This is a genomic window from Streptomyces sp. NPDC046557, assembly GCF_040645975.1.
Taxonomy (GTDB): domain Bacteria; phylum Actinomycetota; class Actinomycetes; order Streptomycetales; family Streptomycetaceae; genus Streptomyces.
Window position 1 is genome coordinate 1 of record NZ_JBEYZH010000013.1, and the last position, 22,704, is coordinate 22,704.

A 22,704-nucleotide genomic window follows, 5' to 3' on the forward strand; every position below is an offset into this window, starting at 1 on the left:
GGAACGGACGCTTCCTTCGTACTCACCCTCGCGGGTTTTCCTCCGGGCGCTTCCTTTGTTCTTCGTTTTGTTCTTGCGTTTCCGACTCTATCAGAGTCTTTCGCGCTCTTTTTCCGCCTCCCAGGTCTTCGCTTTCGCGCTTCCCTTTTCGGCGAGTCCGACTCTATCAGTGCTTTTCCGGCTCTCTGACCACTCGCCGTTCCGCCGGGAAGGCACACGAAGAGGGTCGAGCTCAAGATCGATACTTCAGAGGAGGGTTCCCGTCCATCGGCGGTTCGCGAGATGTTCACGCGGCACGTCCCGACGGGACTCACGACAGTACAGGGCCTGGAGTGCCCAGGCAAATTGATTCACGCTATGGTCTAGTCCACTAGGTTGGTGTCGCGGCAGCACGTCTGCACCCTCCTTCAGTGGGGGGAGTATTTCGTGCCGAACCGGGACATCTCATGACTTACCCTTCTCAAAGTAGGCCGTCCTGACAGATTGTGACGGCCACTCGAAGAAGCCCCACCCCCTGGGAGGCCCTCCATGACCAGCGTGACGTCCCCACTTGCCGGGCGTGCCATCGGACTCGCGGCAGTGCCCGATCCGGTGTTCTCCGGCGCGATGGTGGGACCGGGCACCGCTATCGACCCCGTGCGTGAGGCCTCGGAGGCGGTGGCGCCCGTGGACGGTGTGGTCGTCTCCCTGCACCCGCACGCGTACGTGGTCGTCGACGGTGAGGGGCACGGCGTGCTCACTCACCTCGGGATCGACACCGTTCAGCTCAACGGCGAGGGCTTCGAGCTGCTCGTCAACAAGGGCGACACCGTGACGCGCGGCCAGGCCGTCATCCGCTGGAACCCGGCGGCGGTCGAAGCCGCCGGCAAGTCACCCGTCTGTCCCGTCGTCGCGCTGGAGGCGTCCGCGGACTCCCTCTCCGACGTCGTCGAGGCCGGGGACGTGAAGGCGTCGGACGTTCTCTTCAGCTGGCAGTGACGTACCGCCCGCGAGGGCGCGTCGGACATCCACCGCGGCTGGCTGGGCCCGCCGCTCAATCGGAGACGGTGAAATGGAGACAACGCTGCGAGGCGTCGGCGTGAGCCACGGTGTGGCGATCGGCGAGGTGCGGCACATGGGCACGGCGGTCCTCGAACCGCCGGCCAAGCAGATCACCGCGGACGAGGCGGAGCGCGAACAGGGGCGCGCCCGTCAGGCCGTGGAGGCCGTGTCGGCCGACCTCATGGCGCGCGGCCACTTGGCCGGGGGCGAGGCACAGCACGTGCTGGAGGCCCAGGCGATGATCGCCACCGACCCCGAGCTGATGGCGGACGTGGACCGGCGGATCGCCGTCGGGAGCACCGCGGAGCGCGGGATCTACGACGCGTTCGCCTCCTACCGGGACCTGCTCGCGGGCGCCGGGGAGTACATGGCCGGGCGGGTTGCCGACCTGGACGACGTCCGCAACCGCATCGTGGCTCGGCTGCTGGGCGTGCCGATGCCGGGCGTGCCGGACAGCGACGAGCCGTACGTACTGATCGCGCGGGACCTCGCGCCCGCCGACACGGCACTGCTCGACCCCGCGCTCGTTCTGGGTTTCGTGACCGAGGAGGGCGGCCCTACCAGCCACAGCGCGATCCTCGCGCGGGCACTGGGCGTGCCGGCGATCGTCGCGCTGCCCGGGGCGTGCGAGATCGCGGAGGGCACGCTCATCGCGGTCGACGGCAGTACCGGTGACCTGTTCGTCAACCCGTCCGACCGCAAGCGGGCCGAGCTGGAGGCCGCGGCCGCCGAGCGGAGGGCGGCGCTCGCCGCGTCGTCCGGGCCGGGGGCCACCTCCGACGGGCACAAGGTGCCGCTGCTGGCGAACGTGGGAGGTCCGGCGGACGTGCCGGCGGCCGTCGAGGCGGGCGCGGAGGGCGTGGGCCTGTTCCGCACCGAGTTCCTGTTCCTGGACGACAGCAAGAAGGCGCCGTCAGAGGAGAAGCAGGTCGAGTCGTACCGCAAGGTGCTGGAGGCGTTCCCCGAGGGCCGGGTCGTCGTACGCGTCCTGGACGCCGGCGCCGACAAGCCGCTGGACTTCCTGACGCCGGGCGACGAGCCGAATCCGGCTCTGGGCGTGCGGGGTCTGCGGACCCTGCTCGACCACCCGGAGGTGCTGCGTACGCAGCTCTCCGCGCTGGCCAAGGCGGCCGAGGGACTGCCGGTCTACCTGGAGGTCATGGCTCCGATGGTGGCGGACCGGATCGACGCCAAGGCGTTCGCGGACGCCTGCCGCGAGGCCGGGCTCCGGGCGAAGTTCGGGGCGATGGTGGAGATCCCCTCCGCCGCGCTGCGGGCGCGCTCGATCCTGCAGGAGGTCGAGTTCCTGTCGCTGGGAACGAACGACCTCGCGCAGTACGCCTTCGCCGCGGATCGTCAGGTGGGCGCGGTGTCGCGGCTTCAGGATCCGTGGCAGCCGGCGCTGCTGGACCTGATCGCCATGTCGGCCGAGGCCGCCAGGGCCGAGGGCAAGAGCTGCGGTGTCTGCGGTGAGGCCGCTTCGGACCCGCTGCTGGCGTGCGTGCTGACGGGTCTGGGTGTCACCTCCCTGTCCATGGGCGCCGCCTCCATTCCGTATGTGCGGGCGACCCTGGCCAAGCACACGCTGGCGCAGTGCGAGCGGGCCGCGGCCGCGGCCCGTGCGGCGGACACGGCCGAGGAGGCCCGGGTGGCGGCGCAGGCGGTCCTCTCCGGCGAGTAGGAGCGGATCGCGGTAAGTCGGGTCGAGGGGTCTTCGCCGGTGGCGAGGGCCCCTCGACCGTTTCCGGCGCCGATCAGTGGTGGGGGTCCGGGTCGTCCACCTCGTAGCCCGGGCAGTACTCCACCCCTGGTTCAGGGGCCACGGGGTCACCGGTGTCTGCGTCGGTGCAGTAGGCGTTGAAGACCGCCGCCGCGGAGAGGGCGACCAGGCGACCACGGTCCAGACGCCAGCCGTGGACGCGGTCCGGGCAGTCCTCCGAGGTGCTGCGGAGCACCAGTCCCCCGGCGCCGCCGAGGGCGATGCCCGCGGCCAGGACGGTCACGAAGTCCATGCCTTCGCGACCCTCGATCCGGGGCCGGGACTCGGCTCCGGGCGCCTCGGCGTGCAGGACGGCGACGAGTTGTTCGGTGTCGGTGGGCACGCTGCAGACGAGGTGGTGGTGGCCGGGTCCGGCGCCGTCGACGAGACGTTTGAGCGCGCCGGCGGCGCGTTCGAAGGAGGCTTGGCCGATGTCCTCGCCGCAGTCCGCGCAGGTGCCGACGCCGGCGAGGAGTGTGGTGGCGTACTCCCAGGTGGCCTGCCGGACTGCCTCGTCGAGCAGGAGCGGGACGAGTTCCGCGATGGGTTGGCCGGTGTAGGGGAGGCTGCCGCTCGCGCCGGCGAGTTCGGCGGTGAAGCGGGTCCGGGCCTCGGCGGTGTCCGGGTCGAGGCCGTGCTCCGTGCAGTAGTCGGCGTACTCCTCGGGGTCGAAGAGGGCGACGGTGGCGTGTACGCCCTGCGCGGCGAGGGAGCGGAGCAGGGCCTCCACGTGTTCGAGGTAGTCGGCGTACTCGCAGTGGGTGTCGAACGGGAAGCTGCGGTAGTGGCGCATGGCCGCGAAGTCCCCGGCGTCGGCGAGGAGACCGAGGGTGCTGGGGACTTCGCGGCGCAGTCGGCGGCGCAGCGTTCGGCGGTCGGCGCGGCGGCCGGACGCGCCGGCGCGGGTGGACGTCGTGTCCGTGGTGCTGTCGCTGTGGGTGGTGGCGTTCGTGTGTGGCATGGCTCCCCCTGGGTGTCGCAACGAATTGCTCACTCAGAGTAACCACGGCCACTGACAGTCACCTCCGGCCGCGGCCCAGCTCCTCGTAGAAGGCCAGGAGTTCGGGACGGTCGACCGAACCGATGTTGACCGCCTTGCCCATCGGGGTGCCCTGGAGGAGGCGCTTGACGGGGACCTCGATGCGCTTGCCCGTGAGGGTGTGCGGGACCGCCGGGATCTCGATGATCTCGTCGGGCACGTGCCGCGGGGAGAGCTCCTCGCGGATCGTCGCCTTGATGCGCGCACGGAGGTCGTCGTCGAGGGTGGCACCGGGGGCGAGGTGGACGAACAGCGGCATCCAGTAGCCGCCGTTCGGCTCCTCCAGGCCGATGACCAGGGATTCCTTGATCTCGGGGAGGCGTTCGACGGCTTCGTAGATGTCGGCGGAGCCCATCCGGACGCCCTGCCGGTTGAGCGTGGAGTCGGAACGGCCGTGGATGACCACCGAACCGCGGTCGGTGATCGTGATCCAGTCGCCGTGCCGCCAGACGCCGGGGAACATCTCGAAGTAGCTCTCGCGGTAGCGGCTGCCGTCCGGGTCGTTCCAGAAGTGGATCGGCATGGACGGCATGGGGTTGGTGACGACGAGTTCCCCGACCTCCCCGACGAGCGGCTTGCCGGAGGGGTCCCAGGACTGGAGGTCCGTGCCCAACGAGGGGGCCTGGAGTTCGCCGATGTGGACGGGAAGGGTGGCGACGGCGCCCGCGAAGCAACTACAGACGTCGGTGCCGCCGCTGACGGAGGCGATCCAGAGGTCTTCGGCCACCTCGTCGTGCAGCCAGCGGAAGCCGTCGGGCGGCAGCGGAGAGCCGGTGGTGGCGACGCACTTCACGGCGGACAGGTCGTAGTCGCGCGAGGGGTGGACCTCGGCCTTGCGGCAGGCCATGACGTACGCGGCCGAGGTCCCGTACAGGGTGGCCCCGGTCAGTTCGGCGATGCGCCACTGGGCGCCGGTGTCCGGGTAGCCGGGGCTGCCGTCGTAGAGGACGACCGTCGTTCCGGTGAGCAGGCCGGAGACGAGCAGGTTCCACATCATCCAGCCGGTGGAGGTGAACCAGAAGAACCGGTCCTGCGGGCCGAGGTCGCTGTGCAGGCCGAGCTGCTTGAGGTGTTCCAGGAGGATGCCGCCCTGGGACTGGACGATCGCCTTGGGCAGGCCGGTGGTGCCGGAGGAGTAGAGGACCCACAGCGGGTGGTCGAAGGGCACCTGCTCGAAGACCGGCTCCACGTCCGCCCCCACCAGCTCCGGCCAGGCGAGGGCGCCCTCGGGGGCCGGCGTGCCGAGCAGCGGGATGTGGACGACGGCGCGCAGCGAGGGCAGCTCGGCGCGCAGTTCGGCGACGGTGTCGCGGCGGTCGTGTTCCTTGCCGCCGTAGCGGTAGCCGTCGACGGTGAACAGGACGGCGGGCTCGACCTGCTGGAAGCGGTCGAGAACGCTGCGGGCGCCGAAGTCGGGGGCGCAGGAGGTCCACACGCCGCCGACGGCGGCGGTCGCGAGGAGTGCGACGACGGCTTCGGGGATGTTGGGGAGGTAGCCGCTGACCCGGTCGCCGGGGCGTACGCCGAGGGCGCGCAGTTCGGCGGCGAGCGAGCCGACCTGGCGGCGGAGCTCGGCCCAGGTGACGGGAACCGGCCGGTGGGTCTCGTCGACGCAGAGCAGGGCCGGCTCCGCGGCGCGGGCCGGGTCCTCGGCGGCGCGCAGGGTGTGCTCGGCGTAGTTGAGGGTGGCGCCGGTGAACCAGCGGGCGCCGGGCATGGAGCGGTCGGCGAGGACCGACTCGTAGGGGGTGGTGAAACGGACGTCGAACCACTCGGCGACGGCCTGCCAGAACGTGTCGAGTTCGTCGACGGACCAACTGTGGAGGGCGGGGTAGCCGCCTTCGGCGGGGGCGCCGTGGTGCTCGGCGGCCCACGCCTGGAATGCGGTGATCCGGGCCGCGGCGATCCGTTCGGGGCCCGGGGTCCAGAGGGGTTCCGGCGGGGTGGCTGAGGTCATGGGTCGGCTCCCGGTCGACTGTGTGGCTCGCGCTTCGTGTGCGTACGGTGCCATCGCGCGATCGGTGCGCGCGCGGCGGCTCACAGGGACGATGCCATGTGATCGACATCCGCACCAGAGCGGTCCCGGGCGGCGGTGTGAACATCCCTCGGGCCCCGTCGGCGGGTGAACGGTAGTTGAACGCGGCCCGCTCGGCCGGGGCCGGTGGCAGGGTGAGCGCCATGGACGGTCGTGATCTGGTGCGTGGGGTGTGGGAGATCGGTACGGCGCGCGGACGGCGCGCCTGGCGTGCGGCGTGGGTGCGTCGGCGCGCGGACGCCGTGGGGCTTGCGCGCCGGGGCGCGGAGCGGGCGCGGGTGCCGGGGCTGCTGACGGGTACGGAGCCGAGGCCGGGCGGGGGTGTGCTGCGGTTCGCGCGTTCGGAGCTGCTGGTGCGGGTGACGGTGGGCGGCGCGGTGTTCTGGGGGTGGGACGGGGCGGGGCCGACGCCGTCGTACGCGGTGGTGGGCGAGGGCCCCGAGCCGGATCCGCGCGCCGTACTGGAACCGGACACCGGGGGCGGTTGGCGGGTGGTGTCGGAGCGGGTGACGGTGGCGGTGTCCCGGCAGGGGGCGGTGGAGGTGCGTACGCCGGGCGGGACGGTGTTGCGCCGGGAGGCGCCGCCGCGCTGGTGGGAGCCGGTCGAACCGGGCCGGGGCGGCGCGCGGTGGCAGGTGCGCGCGGACGTCCCGGCGGACGCGCGGTTCTTCGGGCTGGGCGGGCGGGCCGCGGGGCCGCGGCTGCGGGACGGCTCGTACCGGCTGTGGAACACCGATCCGAAGGGCGGTTTCGGGCCGGGTGACGATCCGCTGTACCTGACGATGCCGGTGCAGTGGGTGGTCGCGGACGCGGGGACGCACCTGATGTTCCACGACAACACCTGGGACGGGCACGTGGTGTTGCGCGAGGGCGAGGAGGGGGCGGGTTCGGGGGCGGACCGGCCCGGGACGACGGAACTGCGGGCGGAGGGCGGCCCGTTGCGCTGTTGGGTCCTGGTGGGGACGCCGGCCCGGGTGTCGCAGGTCTGGTCTTGGCTGACGGGGGCGGCGGCCGTGCCCCCGCAGTGGGCGCTGGGCTACCAGCACGCGCGGTGGGGGTTCGGCAGCGCGGCGGAGGTGCGGCGGGTGGTGGCGGGCTACGCGTCGCGGGGGCTCCCCTTGTCGGCGGTGCACCTGGACATCGACCACTACGACGACCACCGGGTGTTCACGGTGGACCGGGAGCGGTTCCCCGACCTGCCCGGGCTGGCGGCGGAGTTGGCGGCGGACGGGGTGCGGCTGGTGTCGATCGTCGATCCGGCGGTGAAGGCCGGCGACGCCCTGCACACGGAGGGGCTGGGGGTCGGCGAGCGGGGGGCGTTCGTGCGGGACGCGCGGGGTCGGGAGGTGCGGGGCGAGGTGTGGCCGGGCGAGTGCGCGTACCCGGACTTCACGGATCCGGCGGTGCGACGGTGGTGGGGCGGTCTGTACGAGGAGCGCCTCGCGCAGGGCTTCGCCGGATTCTGGCACGACATGAACGAGCCCGTCGCGTTCGCGGCGTTCGGTGACGCGACGCTGCCCCGTTCGGCGCGGCACGTTCTGGAGGGGGCGGGCGGGGACCACCGGGCCGCGCACAACGTGTACGCGCTGGGGATGGCGCGGGCCGGTTGGGAGGGGTTGCTGCGGCTGCGGCCCGCCGAGCGGCCGTTCCTGTTCTCCCGGTCGGGGTGGGCGGGGATGCAGCGGTACGGGGGCACTTGGTCGGGGGATGTGGAGAGCAGTTGGGAGGGGATGCGGGCCTCCCTCGCGCTGGTGCTGGGACTGGGCCTGTGCGGGGTGCCGTACTCGGGCCCGGACGTCGGGGGCTTCGGGGGGTCGCCGTCGCCGGAGCTGTTCCTGCGGTGGTTCGAGCTGGGGGCGTTCCTTCCGCTGTTCCGTACGCACGCGGCGATATGGGCGGGGCGGCGCGAGCCGTGGGAGTTCGGGCCGCTGGTCGAGGAGGCGGCGCGGGCGGTGCTGGCGGAGCGGGAGCGGTTGCGGCCCTACTTCGTGACGCTGGCCCACTTGGCGCGGCGGACGGGGGCTCCGTACGTGCGGCCACTGTGGTGGGGGGCGCCGGAGGACCGGAGGCTGCGGGACTGCGAGGACGCGTTCCTGCTGGGGGACGCGTTGTTGGTGGCGCCGGTGTTGGAGTGCGGGGCGGACCGGCGGGCGGTACGGCTGCCGAGGGGGCGGTGGTACGACACGGCCACGGGGGCGGCGCACGAGGGACCGGGGCAGGTGCTGCTGGACGCCCCGCTGGGGCGGACGCCGGTGCTGGCCCGGGCGGGGTCGGTGCTGCCGGTGCGCGGGGAGGACGGGGCGGTGGCGTTGGAGGTGTGGGCTCCGGCGCGGGGGCGGACCGGGGGCGGGGTGGTCGTGCGGGATCCCGGGCCGGGCTTCGAGCCGGGCCGGGTGGAGCGGTACGCCGTGCGGTGGGCCGGGGAGGCGGTGGTGGTGGAGGACGAGGCGGGCGAGCCGGTGGCCGGGGTGGTGGTGAGGGGGGTGTAGGGGGCGTCCGGTGATCAGGCGTACTGGCCGGCGAACCAGGCGCCGGCCGCCCGGGTGTGGAGGGGGAAGGCCAGCTCCGCCGGGTACCGCAGGATGTGCCAGCCGTCCGTCTCGTCGGTCGGCGCGGAGGGCGGGAGGGAGTCCGCGGGACGGGTCGGGAGGAGGCCGAAGAGGAGCAGGTGGCCGGCCGGGGAGCTGAGGGCGTCGGCCAGGACGACTCCCGAGGCGGGTTCCTCGATGCCCGTCTCCTCCCGGAGTTCGCGTACGACCGCGTCCTGCCACGGCTCGGCGAAGTCGACGAACCCGCCGGGAAGGGCGACTTCACCGAGGGCCGGTTCGATGGTGCGGGTGACGACGACGAGACCGGTGCCCTGTTCGTCCTCGACGGGGAGGAGGGCGACGGCGACGGGGAGCGGGTTGCGGTAGGTGGTGGTTCCGCAGGCGCCGCACCTACGGGGCCAGTCGGCGGTGTCGAACGGAGCTCCGCAGGTGGAGCAGTGCGAGTCCCTCGGGTGTCCCTGCATCCGGCGATGGTATGCCAAGGGGAATGAGGATGTCGGCCGTCGCGGCCTTGTTGTGGGTGCTGCTCGGCGGGTCGGCGGGGCCCGGTTTCGTGGCGCTGTCGGACGTCGATCCGACGATCGCGCAGGACGTGCGGTACGCGTCGGCGCACAACTTCACCGGCCGCCCCGTGGTGGGGTACGAGGAGCCGGTCTGTCTGCTCGCCCGGACCGCTGCCGAGGCGTTGCGGAAGACGCAGCGGGATTTGTCACGGCAGGGGTACGGGCTGCTGGTGTATGACTGCTACCGGCCGCAGCGGGCGGTGGACGCGTTCGTGCGGTGGGCCGGGGACGCGGGGGACCAGGCGACGAAGGCGGAGTTCTATCCGCGCGTGGACAAGAGCCGGCTGATCCCCGAGGGGTACATCGCGCCGAAGTCGGGGCACAGCCGGGGCAGCACCTTGGACGTGACGCTGGTGGCGTTGCCGGGCGGTCGGGCGCTCGACATGGGGACGACCTTCGATTACTTCGATCCGCTCTCCCACACGGACGACCCTCGGGTGGCCGGGCCGGCGCGGGCGCACCGGGAGCTGCTGGGTCGGGCGCTCGCCGCGCGGGGGTTCGTCAATCTGCCCGAGGAGTGGTGGCACTTCACGTACGCGCCGGAGGCGTACCCGGACACCTACTTCGACTTCCCGGTCTCCGACGGGGCCGTGCGTCACCGAGCGGCGTCGCTGAACGGCGTCACTGAACGGCGTCACTGAACGGCGTACGCAACCGAACCGGTGACCGGAGCGCGGCGCCCGTGCCACACTCACATCCTGACGGTCCGTCAGCTGAGGGAGTGAGGGAGGGGCCTTGGAACACACACGTACGCCCGTCGTGAGCGGATGGTTCACCGGCACGGAGGGGGCCGGGGAGTTCCGGCTGCTCGGCACCCGGTGTTCCGCCTGCGCCGCCGTGTTCTTCCCGCGCGAGGACGCGTACTGCCGCAACCCGCGCTGCGCGGGGGGCGGGGAGCTCGCCGAGGTGCCACTGTCCCCGCGCGGGCGGATCTGGTCCTACACCGACGGGCGCTACCGGCCGCCCGCGCCGTACGTGTCCGACCCGGACGCGCCCTGGGAGCCGTACACCCTGATCGCGGTGGAGCTCGAGGCCGAGGGGATGGTCGTACTGGGGCAGGGGGCGCCCGGGGTGACGGTGGCCGATCTGGCGGTCGGGATGGAGGTCGAGGTGGTCGGCGGGGTGCTGAACGAGGACGCCCGGACGGTGTGGACCACGTGGCGGTTCCGGCCGGTGGCCGCCGGGGCGGGGGTGAGCGCGTGAGCGCCGACATCGCCGTGCTGGGGGCCGGGATGCACCCGTGGGGCAAGTGGGGCCGCAGCTTCGTCGAGTACGGGCGGGCCGCGGCGAAGGCGGCGCTGGCCGACGCGGGGCTGGAGTGGACGGACGTCCGGTCCATCGTCGGCGCCGACACCGTCCGCTCGGGGTATCCGGGGTACGTGGCCGGGGCCACCTTCGCGCAGGCGCTCGGCTGGCAGGGCGCGCGGGTGACCAGCGTGTACGCGGCCTGCGCGTCCGGCGCCCAGGCCATCGGCGCCGCCCGGGCGCAGATCCTGGCGGGACTGGCCGAGGTGGTGCTGGTGGTGGGGGCCGACGCGGCGCCCAAGGGCTTCTTCGCCCCCGCGGGCGGGGAGCGGCCGGACGATCCGGACTGGCTGCGGTTCCGGGTGCTGGGGGCCACGAACCCGGCGTACTTCGCGCTGTACGCGCGCCGTCGGATGGCGCTGTACGGGGACGGCCCCGAGGATTTCGCGGAGGTGAAGGTCAAGAACGCGGCGGCGGGGGCGCTCAACCCGTACGCCCGCTACCGCAAGGCGGTCACCGCCCGGGAGGTGGCGGCCTCGGCGGTCGTCGCCGATCCGCTGCGCCTGCTGGACATCTGCGCGACCTCGGACGGGGGCGCGGCCCTCGTGCTGACCAGCATGGAGTTCGCGCGCTCGCGCGGGGTCGCCGACCCGGTACGGATCAGGGCGGTGTCGACGGTGACGCCCACGTACCCCCGGACCCTGTTGGACCTGCCGGACATCGCGACCGACGCGGTGACCGCCGCGGCTCCGGCCGGCGGGTCGTTCCGGGCCTCGATCGCGCGGGCGGCGTACGAGGAGGCGGGGCTGGGGCCGGACGACCTGTCGCTGGCGGAGGTGTACGACCTGTCCACGGCGCTGGAGCTGCAGTGGTACGAGGACATCGGGCTGTGCGGCGAGGGCGAGGGGGCCAAGCTCGTACGGGAGGGGGCGACGGCGCTCGGCGGGCGGATCCCGGTGAACACCAGTGGCGGTCTTGCCTCGTTCGGGGAGGCGGTCCCGGCGCAGGCGATCGCCCAGGTGTGCGAGCTGACGTGGCAGTTGCGGGGGGGCGCCGGGGACCGGCAGGTCGCGGGGGCGCGGGCCGGGATCACCGCCAACCAGGGGCTGTTCGGGCACGGTTCGGCGGTCGTCGCGGTGCGGTAGGCGCCCGACGCCGGTAGTGACCGGCGGGTGCTGTCCGAACGCTTGACGGCCCACGGTGGCGGGTTCACACTCTCCCCACGGTCCCGCGCACGACGGGCCCCCGAACCCCCCATGTGAGCCGCGGCCCGTACCCCAGTCGGCGGGGGTACGGGCCGCCTCCGCGTACGCGCGGCTGTGTCAGCCCCTCGTCAGGCTCCGGCCGTCAGGCTGTGGCGGCGGGCCCGGGCTTGCGTCATGGCGTGTTCCACGACCCCCACCAAGACGTCCTTGACCGACTCCCGGTCGCGGGCGTCGGTGAGCAGCACCGGCACCTCGGGGTCGAGGTCGAGGGCCTCGCGCACGGTCACCACCGGGTGCCGGTCCGCGCCGTCGAAGCAGTTGACCGCGACCACGAAAGGGATGCCGCGCCGCTCGAAGTAGTCGATGGCGGCGAAGCAGTCCGCGAGGCGCCGGGTGTCGGCGAGGACGACGGCGCCCAGCGCCCCCTGGGCCAGCTCGTCCCACAGGAACCAGAAGCGGTCCTGTCCGGGCGTGCCGAAGAGGTACAGCACCAGGTCCTCGCGGACGGTGATGCGGCCGAAGTCCATGGCCACGGTCGTGGTGTTCTTGCCCTCCACTCCCCCGGTGTCGTCGATGCCGATGCCCGGTTCGGAGAGGCGTTCCTCCGTCCGTAGCGGTCTGATCTCACTCACCGCACTGACCAGGGTGGTCTTGCCCACCCCGAAGCCGCCCGCGACCAGGATCTTGAGGGTCAGCGGCTCGACCGGCGACACGGCATGCATGGCGCCGGTGCGGCTAGAGCGCCCGAAGGCCATCGATCACCTCACGCAGAATGGATTCGTCGGGCAGTTCGGCCGGTGGTACCGGCCGGGTCACGTGGACCAGTTCGTCGTCGACGAGGTCGCCGATCAGGACGCGGACGACACCGACCGCGAGGTCGAGGTCGGCCGCGAGTTCCGCGACGGACTGGGGGCGTTCCCGGCACCTGCCCAGGATGTGGGCGTGTTCCGGGGACAGGGTCAGGTCCCAGACCGGATCGTCGGCCGCCGGTTCGGCGACGACGAGCGCGATCAGATCGAGACGGTGCTGGCCCGCGTGGCTGGTGCGCCCGCGGGTCATGGCGTACGGGCGCACGACGGGGCCCGCCTCGTCGTCGAACCAGTGCGGGTGTGCGGGATCGTCCGCCCCGTCCGGGGCTCGCTCGGGGTGGTACCGGCCTGAATCGCTCATGCCGTCCGACTCACCCTCCGGCTGGCAGCCCGGAGCGCGGGGCGGTTGCCAGGTGGTCGCCGACGCGCTTGACCATGAGGGTCATCTCGTACGCGACCTGGCCGACATCGGACTCGGCGTCGGCCAGCACGGCCAGACAGCTGCCGTCGCCCGCGGCCATCACGAACAGGAACGCCTCGTCCAGTTCGACGACGGTCTGGCGGACGCTTCCGGAGTCGAAGTGCCGGCCGACGCCCTTGGCCAGGCTGTGGAAGCCGGAGGCGACGGCCGCCAGGTGCTCGCTGTCCTCCCGGGTCAGGTCCTTGGAGCTGCCGGTGGGCAGCCCGTCGCCGGAGAGGACGACCGCCTTGCGGATGCTGCCCACCTTGTCGACGAGTTCGTCGAGGAGCCAGTTGAGCGGGCCGGAGCCGCGGCTCCTGGTGTCGTTGCCGGTCTGCGGTGCGGTCATCGACCGTCCCCTTCGTTCTCGGATCCGGGGCCCGGGGCGGCGGGGGTGCCGCCCTCGGCCTCGGACTGCTGCGGTGCGTGCTGGTTGCGGCCCGCCGTCCAGCCGCGCTGGAGGGCGGACATGCGCGTACGTACGTCCTCCGCGTCGCGGTCGGTGACCGGCTTCGCGGTGGTGTCGGCCGGTGCGGGGGCCGGGGCGTTCTTGAGCTGGGGCGCCAGGTTGGCCTGCCGGACCCGCCGGGGAAGGCCGCCGGGGCCCGGAGCGGGCGCGCTCGGACCGGAGGTCTCGCTGCGGGCCGACTCCTGTGCCTGCCCGGCGCGTCCGACCATCGACACCGTGCGGGGTTCGACGCGTCGGCCGTGGTCGGCGACCAGGGTCGGGGTCGGGCGGCGGCGGGGCAGGGGGATCGCCCCGGGGGTGCGGGGGGCGTCGGGATCGGGGCGCGGGTCGGTGCGCGGGCGCTCCATGCGGACGGGGCCGGTCGGGGCGACGCCTTCGCGGTCGCCGGCGGGGTCCGGGCCGCGCTCGCGGTGGCGGTCGCCGAGCCGGTCGGCCTTGCGGGCGGCGGGGCGCTCCGCGTGCCGGTCGGTGCCCGGGCGGCCCGCGGGGCGCAGTCCGAGGACGGCGCCGGGGATGCCGCCGGGCGGGGTCTCGTCGTCGAGGGTGGCCATCGGAGGACGGCCGCCGACTCCGGTGAGGCCGGCGATCCCGATGGTGATCTCGTCGAGGGTCGCGGGGTCGTCGTCCAGGCCGTCGGCGCCGTCCGGGCCGAGTACGCCGAGCGGGCCCTCCAGCTCGACGGGGCCGTTCAGTACCCCTGCGGGCAGCGGCCGGCCGGCCGGGGTGCCGCCGAGGGCCGCGGAACCGCCCTTGCCGGAGGTCACCTGCCATGCCGCCTTGCCGGTCTTGGCGTTCTTGCCGGCCTTGGCGGCCTTGAGCCCGTCGAGGCGGATGCCGGTGCCGTTGGTGTCGGGCGCGTCGGTGAGCAGTTCCGCCGGGAGGAAGACCACGGCGGTGGTGCCCCCGTACGGGCTCGGTTGGAGGACCACCTTCACGCTGTGGCGTCGGGCGAGGCGGCTGACGACGAACAGGCCGAGCCGGTCGGTGTCGGAGAGCTCGAAGTCGGGGCTCTCGGCGAGGCGCAGGTTCGCGTCGAGCAGCGCCTCGGGGGTCATGCCGAGACCCCGGTCGTGGATCTCCAGGGTGAAGCCGTTGGCCACGCGTTCGCCGTGGACCTGGACGGCGGTGTGCGGCGGGGAGAACACGGTCGCGTTCTCCAGCAGTTCGGCGACGAGGTGGGTGACGTCGGCCACGGCCGGGCCCTCGATGCCGATGCGCGGCAGCCTGCGCACCTCGATGCGCTCGTAGTCCTCGACCTCCGCGACGGCGGCCCGTACGACGTCCATCAGCTGCACGGGCTTGCGCCACTGGCGGGAGGGCGCGGCGCCGGAGAGGATCACCAGGCCCTCGGCGTGCCGGCGCATGCGGGTGGTCATGTGGTCGAGGCGGAAGAGGTCGGCCAGTTCCTCGGTGTCCTCGGTGCGCCGCTCCATGGTGTCGAGCAGGGTCAGCTGGCGGTGCAGGAGGACCTGGTTGCGGCGCGCCAGGTTGACGAAGACCTCGGAGACGCCCCGACGCAGTTCGGCCTGTTTGACGGCGGCTTCGACGGCGGCGCGCTGGAGGCTGTTGAGGGCGAGGGCGACCTGGCCCACCTCGTCCTTCTCGAATTCCAGCCTCGGTGCCTCGGTCTCCACGTCGATGAGTTCGCCGGCCGCGAGGCGGCGCATCACGCTGGGCAGCCGGACGCCCGACGCCTCGTGGGCGTCCTTGCGGAGCCGGGACAGGTCGCGGATGAGGTCGCGGCCGATGCGGACGGACATGACGAGGGAGACGATCAGGGCGATGAAGCCGAGGACGCCGGCGACGGCGGCCTGGAGCAGCACGTTCATGGCGACGGGCTTGACGCGATCCTGGTAGCGGTCGCCGGCGGCGGTGTTCATGGCGGCGAGGTCGCCGAGCACCTTGGCGGCGGCCTCGTCCCACTGGGCGGCGGTGAGGGTGCGCGGGGGCTTGGCGGCGCCACCGGAGATGAATCGTTCCTCCGCGTCGCGCAGCGCCTTGGTCTCGGGGCCGGACCAGTACTGCTCGAAGACGTCGCGGTCTTCGGCGGGGAGGATCGCGAGGTTGAACTCGTAGAGCAACGCGCGGTTGGCGGTGTAGTCCGAGACGCTGCGGACGTCGGCGGCGCCGACGTTGCGGGCGGCCAGGGCGGAGGCGATGACGGCGTCCTCGCGGGAGAGCGTCTCGCGGGCGCGGGTGATCCCGACGAGTGCGCGGCCCTCCTTGTCCATCTCCACGTCCTCCAGGGCGTGGAGGTTCATCAGGAACTCGTAGCAGGGGTCGACGAGCCGGCTGTAGAGGTCCAGGGCCTGGCCGGGGGCCAGGCTGTTCTGGTCGACGGAGTGCCGTAGCGCCGCGATGCCGTGGAAGGCGTCGAGGATGGAGCGCAGCCGCTGCGCGTTGGCGGGGCTGAGCTGGTCGACGACCTTGGGGTTGGAGGCGTTCGCGGTGATGTCCTGGACGGCCGTGTCGGTGGCGGTACGGCTCTTGGCGAGTTCGGCGGTGGCGGCCGAGGCGCGGGGGTCGCCGATGACGACGAGGGTCTGGCGGCGTTCCTTCTGCAGGACGCGGACGACGTCCTCGATGGGGTAGCCGACCTTGGCGATGACGGGGGCCACGCCGAGAAGCTGCACGGCCTGGCGGCCGGTGATGAAGGTGGCGAAGCCCCAGAGGGCGGTCAGGGAGACGAGCGGCACGAGGAGCAACGCCACGATCTTCCTGCGGATTGACTTCCCGCGAAAGCGCATGGCCTCCCCAGCCTCCCCCAGGTCAACCCCGTTGCCGGGGGTCGGTGTTCCGTCATTTAAACGGCGTGAGCCTACTACTGCCGGGGAGCGGCATCGAAGGCGTGTCCGGACGTTTTCGGCCTCTCCCCTTGCGAAGATCATGAGTTGTCCTGCGCTTCCGGGCAAGTCCGGCCCGTTATGTGCCAGATGATTGCTCGTGGGGTGTCGGTTCCCGGTCATGGATGGATGGCTGGAACTCTGCCGTCCGGCGACCGCGCGGGCCGCTGCGAACCGGTTTCGGATTCCGGGAATCTCCCGGCCTTGCCGATCGTCTTCCAGGAAGGACGGTCGAATCACCACATGGGGGTATGAGGTGAGGGTAGGCAACGCGGACCGTGCGGTGGGGAGTGAGTGGACCATGAGCACGACGGACGACGCAGTGACGGTGACGGCCACGAGGCGGTCTCTGTGGGTGGAGGAGCCGGCGCGCCGGTACCGGACGCCCGATCCGGTACGGACTTCGGCGGTACGGGCGGTACTGATAGTGGCCGTGACCCTGATGCAGGCGACGGTGAGTTTCTTCCTGACGCTCACCGGCTCGTGGCTCGCGTTGCCGATGGTGCTCGGCGCGATAGCAGGGACGGTGGTGGCCACCTGGGCCGTGCTGGACGTGGTGATCACCCGGCAGACGTGGAACCAGCGTCACGGGGTGGTGTCCCAGCCGAGCAGCACGGCGCGCGTCCGCCGCCGGGAGGAGCACCGGGCCGGCCGGGAGACCCGTGCGGGGGCCTCGGGCCGGGTGCCGCGCATACGGCCGGCCGAGGGCGGCCGGCTGGCTGCCCACGGCCGCTGACGGTGCGAGGCCGGCCGACGGGTCGGGGCTGACGGGTCGGGGCGGGGCCCACGGGTCGGGGCGGCCGTCGCCGCGGCCGTCCTCGCCCGGCGTCAGGCGCCCGCGGCGGAGCGGCGGAACATGCGGGTCGCAGTGATCTCGCCGTGGATGGTCTCGCCGTCGGGGGACTGCTGCGGCAGGCCCGGGCGCAGGTGCTCCTCGACGCTGATGTACTTCAGGCCCGCGCGCAGGTCCGCGTCGTTGCGCAACCGGATGACCAGCGGGAACTCCGCGAGGGCCGTGGTGTCGAACAGGCCGGTGGTGTACAGGAGTTGGACTCCGAGCGCGTCGGAGACGGCCCGCTGGAGTTCCAGCAGGTACGTGGCGTTCGCGCGGCCGATGGGGTTGTCGAGGAACAGGGTGCCCGCGTGGCGGTGCTTGTCGCGACCTCGGTCGTTGCTGCGCAGCGCCGCCATGGTGCAGTAGAGGGCGATCGCGGCGGTGAGCAGTTGGCCGCCGGAGAAGACGTCGCCCATCTGTCCGACCGGCACCCGCTCGGCGCGCAGTACCGCGTCGGGCTTGAGGATCTCCACGGCGATGCCCTTGGGCTCCAGGGCCGCCTGGACGCCGCGCAGTAGCAGGGACATGCCGTCGCGGCGGCCTTCGCCGAAGGAGGCGGTGCTGTTCTTCTTGACCGCGGCGCGGGTGGCCTCGTCGATGACCTCGCCGAGCCGCTCGGTGAGGGTGGCCTGGTCGGGTTCCTCGAAGCGGATCCGGAGGAACTCCTGGCCCGACCACTCCCCCAGGCCCTCGGGGAGCTGGGAGAGCCGCTGGGCGGAGCGAAGGGTGGCCAGGGCGGATTCGACGAGGCCGCGCAGCCGGTCGACGATGCTGTCGCGGTTGCGTTCCAGCTGCGCCAGTTCGTCGGTGAGCACGCGCAGGCGGGGGGCGAAGGCGGCGGCCCAGGCCGCCGCGTGCTCGGGCAGGGCGGAGGCGGGCAGTTCCCGGATCTGCTGGCGCGCGGGGGTGCGTACCTGCTCGTACCGGTTGGCGTTGGCGTGGCGGACCAGGATGTCGCTCGCCTCGCGGACCGCGGATTCGGCGGCCGACAGGTCGGCGGCGCAGGCGCGCAGCGAGCGGCGGGCCTCGGCGGCGGACTGACGGGCCTCCTCCAGGCTGCCCCGGTGGGGCGCCGGCTCCTGCTCGTCCTCCTGCTGCGTGTGGTCGCGCAGCAGGTCCCGCAGCAGGGCGGCGGTCTCGTCGAAGCCGCCCGCGCCGTCCTCGGCGGTGCGGTGGGCGCGCAGCAGGTCGCCGTGGGCGGCGCGGGCGCCCTCGACGGCGGCGGTGTGGGCGGCGAGCTGGGCCGTGGCGGTGCGCAGCAGGTTCTGCGCGTGCTCGACGTCCTTGGGGATCAGCTCGTCGGGGAGTTCGGTGTGCGCCTCGCCGTCGGCGGGGGCGTGCCGTTCGGCCTCGCCGCGCAGCCGGCCGAGCTGCTCGCTCGCCGCCGACGCCCGGGATTCCAGCATCTGTACGAGGGCCTCCGCGCGGGCGGCGGCGGCCTGCCGGGAGGGACCGTCGGCGCCGTCGGTGCCTTCGAGGAGCTGGGCGGCGCGGGTGCGGACCTTGTTGGTGAGCCGGTCGAGTTCGGCGAGGGCGGCGCTCTCGTCGCTTTCGGCGCGGGCCTGTTCGGCCCGCAGGTCGGCGCCGACGCCGACCTTCTCGTAGAGCCGGGAGGCGGCGCGGTACGCCTCGCGGAGGTCCGGCAGGGGGGCCTTGGGAGTGCCGTCGTCCGCGGGAAGGGGGTCGGGGGCGCCGGCGATGTCGGCGCGCTCGGCGCGCAGCGCGCGGGCGGTGCGGCGGGCGTCGTCGGCGGCCCGCTGGGCGGCGCGCCGGTCCTCGTCGGCGGCGCGGGCGCGGTCCAGGCACGCTTCGGCGCGGGCCTCGGACTCGGCCGCCTCGTCGGCGAGTTCCCGCAGCCGGGCCTGCCAGCCGGAGCGCTCGCGCAGGCGGTGGGCCAGGCCGGAGAGCACGTCCGCGGCCCGGCGGGCGCGCTGGGCGGCGTCCTGGCGCTCGTCGCGCACGCGGGCGGCGTCGGCGGCCGCTTCGTCGGCCTCGGCGCGTACGGTACGGGCCTCCGCGAGTTCGGCGTCGCATTCCTCGGCGAACGAGCGGGCGGCGGCGGCGTGTTCCGCGAGTTCGGTAAGGCGGCCGGCCGGGCAGCCGGTGCGCCAGGAGGCGAGCCGGGCGGCGAGTTCGCGGTCGCCGGAGAGGCGGGAGGCGAGTTCTCGGATCTCGGTGTCGCGGGCGGTGGCGCGGGCGCGCAGCGCCTGGCGTTCCTCGTCGGCGGCGTGTTCGTCGTGCATGGCCGGGTTCGGCGGAACGATGAAGATGCCGGAGCCCGCGGCGCTGTCGCCGTCGACCGGGGGGACGGGGGCCAACAGCGCGGCGGCGGTGCCGACGGCCACCGTGGAGCGGGGCAGCAGGGCGGCGCCGGAGAGGACCTCTCGGGCCCGGGAGTGGGTGTCGGGGTCGGTGATGACGACGCCGTCGACGAGTTCGGGGCGGGCGGCGAGTACGGCGGCGTGGTCGGCGGGGTCGACGGCCTGGGCGAGGTAGCGCCAGCCGGGGAGGGCGGGGATGCCGTGTTCGCCGAGGTATTCGACGGTGGCGAGCACGTCCGGGCCGGGTGGGAGCAGTCCGCCGTCGCCGAGGGCGCCCAGGATGCGGGCGTCGTCGGCCGCGGCGGTGCGCAGCTCGAACAGTTGGCGTTCGGCGGCGGCGACGTGGTCGGTGAGCAGGGTGCGCAGGTCCTCGGCGCCCCGGTCGAGGTCTGCGGCGGTGAGCCGGCCGGCGGTGGCCGTCAGGACCGGTCCGGCGTGGTGCTGCGTGACGGGGTGGTGGCCTTCGGCGGGGCCGGCGCCCGACCGGGGGCCCGGGACGTGGGCGTCGGGGGCCGCGGGGAGGCCGAGGAGTTCCGCGAGGCGCGGGGAGGCGGCGAGGGAGTCGGCGGCGCGCTGTTCGGCGGCGTGGGCCGCCTCGGCGGCCTCGGCGGCGTCCGCCGCGCGGGCGGCGGTGAGTTCGGCGCGCGCTTCGCCGGCCGCGGCCTCGCGGGCGGTGTCGGCGGCGGCGCGGGCCGCCTCGCGGGACTCGTCCCAGGCGGCGACGGCGCTCTTCTCGGCGTCGCTCGCGGCGAGGGCGGCACGGGCCGGGTCGGCGTCGGGCGCCGAATCGTCGAGCCAGCCGGCCCGTACGGCTTCGGCGGTCTCCTGCTGGACCTCCGAGAGTCGGGCGCGCAGGTGTTCGGCCTCGCTACGGGCGCGCTGGGCGGCCGTGGCGGCGGCGGTGGCGTCGCGGTGGGCGGCTTCGCCGACGGCCTGGAGGGCGGCGGACCGCTCCTCCTCCTCGTTGGCCCGCGCCTCGCCCTGTTCGGCGGCGGTGTGCAGGGCGCGGACGAGGTCGGTGGCGGCCGTGGCGCGGGCGGCCAGGGCCGGGGCGGCGTCGCGCTCGGCCTCCAGGATGGCGGCGGCGACCCGGGCGGACCGGTCGGCGGCGGCGCGGTGGCGCAGGACGATCTCGGCGGCCTGCCAGGCGGAGTGCAGGGTGCGGGCTTCGAGGAGTTCGCGGCGCTGGGCGGCCGCGGCCTTGTCGGCGACGGTCAGGGCCAGCGAGGCGTGCCGGTAGGCCAGTTCGGCGGCGATGGCGGCGCTGCGGTCGCGCGCGGACTCGGCGGCGGTCACCGCGTGGGCCGCGCCGGTCACCTGCTCGGCGAGTTCTGCGGCCCGGCCGCGCTCCTCGGTGGCGCGGGCGGACAGCCGCCGGGCGAGGGTGCGCGTGCGGCGTTCGGCGCCCGCGTGGACGTCGCGCAGCCGGGAGCGGGTCTCGGCCGCCTCGACGATCTTGGTGAGGAGTTCCACCGACCCGGCGGTGAAGTCGCGTTCGGCCATCAGCTCGGAGCGGCGGCCGAGCTTGTTGCCGAAGCCGTGGACCAGGTCGGCGAGGCCGTCGGTGTCCCGGGTGTCGGTGACGGCGCGCAGCAGCAGGTCGGTGAAGTCGGAGTCCTTCTTGACCGCGAAGAGACCGGCGGCCTCGCCCTCGTCGGCGTTCATCTCGCGCTGGTAGCGGAAGAGTTCGGGGTCGAGGCCGAGGTCGGTGAGGTGTTCGTTCCAGCGGTCGTGGATCTCCTCCCAGACCACCTCCAGGTGCGGGTACGCCTTGCCGGCCTCGGTGAGCGAGTCGCGGAAGCCCTTCATGGTGCGGCGCCGGCCCTGGGCGCCGGAGACGCCCTCGACGGGCGGGCGCACGGCGGTGGCCTCCGCGACGGGCAGGTTGTCGAGGCTCAGGCCCGGTCCCGGGCGGAAGGAGTACCACGCCTCCGCGAACTTGCGCGGGTCGTTGGACACCTGCCGGCCGCGCCATTCGCTGACCTTGCCCACGACGACGCATTCGCCGGTCTGGGTGTGCTGCCACTCCAGGGCGACGTGGCCGCAGTCGTCGGCGAGCAGGAACTTGCGCAGTACGCCGGAGCTGGCGCCGCCAAGGGTGTTGCGGTGGCCGGGCAGCATCACCGAGAAGATCAGCTTCAGCAGGACGGACTTGCCGCCGCCGTTCTCCAGGAAGAGCACGCCCGCGGGCGCGGGCCGGCGGGGCGGCCCGGTCGGCTCGTCCTCGAAGAACTCCGCCTGGGCGGGCGCCGGGTGGGGCACCGGCTCGCCGACTCCGCGCAGGTCGAGCACGGTGTCGGCGTAGCGTGCGCCGGCAGGCCCGATGGAGTAGAGGCGGATCCGGGACAGCTCGTACATGGCGGCGGGTTCTCGCGGTCTCTCGTGGTGCGTACGGGGGGCGGGGGGCGGGGGTGGCCGGCGGATCGGGGTCGGGTGTTCCCTAGGCGTGGAAGGGCAGGCCGGCGTCGGCGGCGAGCTCCAGGTCGTCGCCCTCGGGCGGCGGCAGCAGGGTGGCGGAGCCGTCGCTGACGGGGACCACGCCGAGTTCCAGGAGTTCGGCCATGGCCGCGCTGCCCGCCATGTCGCGGACCTGGAGCTGGTAGCGGGGGGTGGTGCGGTAGGTGCCGCCGGAGTCGTCGCCGGTGCGCTGGAGGAAACCGGATTCGGTGAGGAAGGCGGCGGCCTTGCCGACGATGCCGGTGGTGGAGCCGGCCAGCCGGCGGGCGTCCTTGGTGGCGCCGGTCGCGCTGCGGCGGGCGTAGACGCGCCAGGCGGCCTCCAGGCCGGGGGCGTCGGAGGCCGGGTCGGTGTTCTCGCCGAGTTCCTCGGCGCGCTCCTCCAGGCGGCGGCAGGTCTGCCGGACGAAGGAGTCGACGCCATTGACGGTGATGCGGCCGATGTAGCCGTCGTCGGCGAGGTCCTCGGGGCGGGGGAAGGCGAGCGCGGCGACGGCGAGGTGGGCGAGGCCGTGCAGGAAGCGGTCGCCGCCGTCGGCGGCGGTGCGGCGCGCGTAGTCGCCCATCCGGACGGCGAAGACGGAGTCCTCGTCGGCGGCCACCGCCATGCCGGCGCGGGGCGAGACCTCCAGCACGACGAGGCCGAGGCCGGTGGCGACGGCGTCGGCGAGGCGGCCGAAGGCGGGGTCCTCGCGGTAGCGGCGCAGCAGTTCGGCGTACTCGGCGTCGCGGGCGGGGAGCAGTTTGGGCTGGAGCCCGAAGGCGACGAGCCGGGCCGCGTCGGCGGCGTCGGCGGGGGTCACGGCCGCGGCGCCGGGCGCCGGCACCGGGCCCGCGGGCGCGTCGGGCTCGCGCCACGCGGGGGCTTCGGCGTGGTGGTCGCTCACGGATGGTGCCTTTCGTGGTGTGCGGTGGTTCGGTCGGCAGGCTGCGCGGCGGGCGACCCGGCCGGGTCCGGTCGGCGGCCCGGTGCGCATCGCCGGCGCGGGGCTTCCGGCCGGCGGCGCGCGGGTCGGTGCCGGGCGTGGCCCTGCCGGCCGTGCCCGAGCCGGTGTTCCGGATAGGGCTGCGGCCG

General features: G+C 73.9%; 16 protein-coding genes. 7 read left to right on the forward strand and 9 right to left on the reverse strand.

Features of this window, described 5'->3' with window-relative positions; genetic code table 11:
• The first annotated feature begins 528 nt into the window (after positions 1-528).
• Positions 529-978, forward strand: coding sequence for a PTS glucose transporter subunit IIA (locus tag ABZ934_RS21545; RefSeq protein WP_361315552.1), 450 nt, complete (start codon positions 529-531; stop codon positions 976-978).
• 73 nt (positions 979-1,051) lie between these two features.
• A complete protein-coding gene (ptsP, locus tag ABZ934_RS21550; RefSeq protein ID WP_361315555.1) occupies positions 1,052-2,722 on the forward strand; it encodes a phosphoenolpyruvate--protein phosphotransferase in 1,671 nt (556 codons plus the stop codon).
• Positions 2,723-2,795: 73 nt separating this feature from the next.
• Here ptsP and ABZ934_RS21555 read toward each other — a convergent pair whose 3' ends face one another.
• Both ABZ934_RS21555 and ABZ934_RS21560 read right to left on the reverse strand, forming a co-directional pair.
• Complete coding sequence (locus ABZ934_RS21555; RefSeq protein ID WP_361315557.1) at positions 2,796-3,761, reverse strand: hypothetical protein; 966 nt, start codon at positions 3,759-3,761, stop codon at positions 2,796-2,798.
• 58 nt (positions 3,762-3,819) lie between these two features.
• Complete coding sequence (locus ABZ934_RS21560; protein WP_361315560.1) at positions 3,820-5,796, reverse strand: acetoacetate--CoA ligase; 1,977 nt, start codon at positions 5,794-5,796, stop codon at positions 3,820-3,822.
• Between the two features lie 221 nt (positions 5,797-6,017).
• On the opposite strand from ABZ934_RS21560, the gene ABZ934_RS21565 reads away from it, so the two are divergent.
• Complete coding sequence (locus tag ABZ934_RS21565; RefSeq protein ID WP_361315562.1) at positions 6,018-8,363, forward strand: TIM-barrel domain-containing protein; 2,346 nt, start codon at positions 6,018-6,020, stop codon at positions 8,361-8,363.
• Positions 8,364-8,377: 14 nt separating this feature from the next.
• Here the strand turns inward: ABZ934_RS21565 and ABZ934_RS21570 are convergent, their stop codons facing one another.
• Complete coding sequence (locus ABZ934_RS21570) at positions 8,378-8,887, reverse strand: NUDIX domain-containing protein (protein WP_361315565.1); 510 nt, start codon at positions 8,885-8,887, stop codon at positions 8,378-8,380.
• 29 nt (positions 8,888-8,916) lie between these two features.
• On the opposite strand from ABZ934_RS21570, the gene ABZ934_RS21575 reads away from it, so the two are divergent.
• The 3 genes from ABZ934_RS21575 (at position 8,917) to ABZ934_RS21585 (ending at position 11,376) form a co-directional block, all read left to right on the forward strand.
• Positions 8,917-9,627, forward strand: coding sequence for a M15 family metallopeptidase (locus tag ABZ934_RS21575; RefSeq protein ID WP_361315568.1), 711 nt, complete (start codon positions 8,917-8,919; stop codon positions 9,625-9,627).
• A 94-nt stretch (positions 9,628-9,721) separates the two neighbouring features.
• The gene (locus ABZ934_RS21580) at positions 9,722-10,189 is read left to right on the forward strand and encodes a zinc ribbon domain-containing protein (RefSeq protein ID WP_361315570.1); all 468 of its coding nucleotides are present in this window, start codon (positions 9,722-9,724) and stop codon (positions 10,187-10,189) included.
• Positions 10,186-11,376 carry a lipid-transfer protein gene (locus ABZ934_RS21585; protein ID WP_361315572.1) on the forward strand — a complete coding sequence of 397 codons (1,191 nt, stop codon included), beginning with the start codon at positions 10,186-10,188 and terminating at the stop codon, positions 11,374-11,376. Before ABZ934_RS21580 ends, ABZ934_RS21585 begins: the two co-directional genes overlap by 4 nt.
• A gap of 188 nt (positions 11,377-11,564) precedes the next feature.
• On the opposite strand, the gene ABZ934_RS21590 is transcribed toward ABZ934_RS21585, so the two are convergent.
• From ABZ934_RS21590 to ABZ934_RS21605, 4 genes are read right to left on the reverse strand one after another with little or no spacing between them, the layout of a single operon-like run.
• Positions 11,565-12,191 carry an ATP/GTP-binding protein gene (locus tag ABZ934_RS21590; protein ID WP_361315574.1) on the reverse strand — a complete coding sequence of 209 codons (627 nt, stop codon included), beginning with the start codon at positions 12,189-12,191 and terminating at the stop codon, positions 11,565-11,567.
• Positions 12,172-12,606 carry a DUF742 domain-containing protein gene (locus ABZ934_RS21595; RefSeq protein WP_361315576.1) on the reverse strand — a complete coding sequence of 145 codons (435 nt, stop codon included), beginning with the start codon at positions 12,604-12,606 and terminating at the stop codon, positions 12,172-12,174. Before ABZ934_RS21595 ends, ABZ934_RS21590 begins: the two co-directional genes overlap by 20 nt.
• A 10-nt stretch (positions 12,607-12,616) precedes the next feature.
• Entirely contained in the window at positions 12,617-13,054 is a 438-nt protein-coding gene (locus tag ABZ934_RS21600; RefSeq protein ID WP_361315579.1) for a roadblock/LC7 domain-containing protein, read from the reverse strand.
• Positions 13,051-15,885: a nitrate- and nitrite sensing domain-containing protein gene (locus ABZ934_RS21605; protein ID WP_361315582.1), complete on the reverse strand. Its 2,835-nt coding sequence runs from the start codon at positions 15,883-15,885 to the stop codon at positions 13,051-13,053. Before ABZ934_RS21605 ends, ABZ934_RS21600 begins: the two co-directional genes overlap by 4 nt.
• Before the next feature lie 433 nt (positions 15,886-16,318).
• Between ABZ934_RS21605 and ABZ934_RS21610 the strand changes: the two genes are divergently transcribed.
• The gene (locus tag ABZ934_RS21610) at positions 16,319-16,753 is read left to right on the forward strand and encodes a hypothetical protein (RefSeq protein ID WP_361315584.1); all 435 of its coding nucleotides are present in this window, start codon (positions 16,319-16,321) and stop codon (positions 16,751-16,753) included.
• 92 nt (positions 16,754-16,845) lie between these two features.
• On the opposite strand, the gene ABZ934_RS21615 is transcribed toward ABZ934_RS21610, so the two are convergent.
• Complete coding sequence (locus ABZ934_RS21615; protein WP_361315587.1) at positions 16,846-21,531, reverse strand: hypothetical protein; 4,686 nt, start codon at positions 21,529-21,531, stop codon at positions 16,846-16,848.
• Positions 21,532-21,613: 82 nt separating this feature from the next.
• Entirely contained in the window at positions 21,614-22,516 is a 903-nt protein-coding gene (locus ABZ934_RS21620; RefSeq protein WP_361315590.1) for a hypothetical protein, read from the reverse strand.
• Positions 22,517-22,704 lie beyond the last annotated feature (188 nt).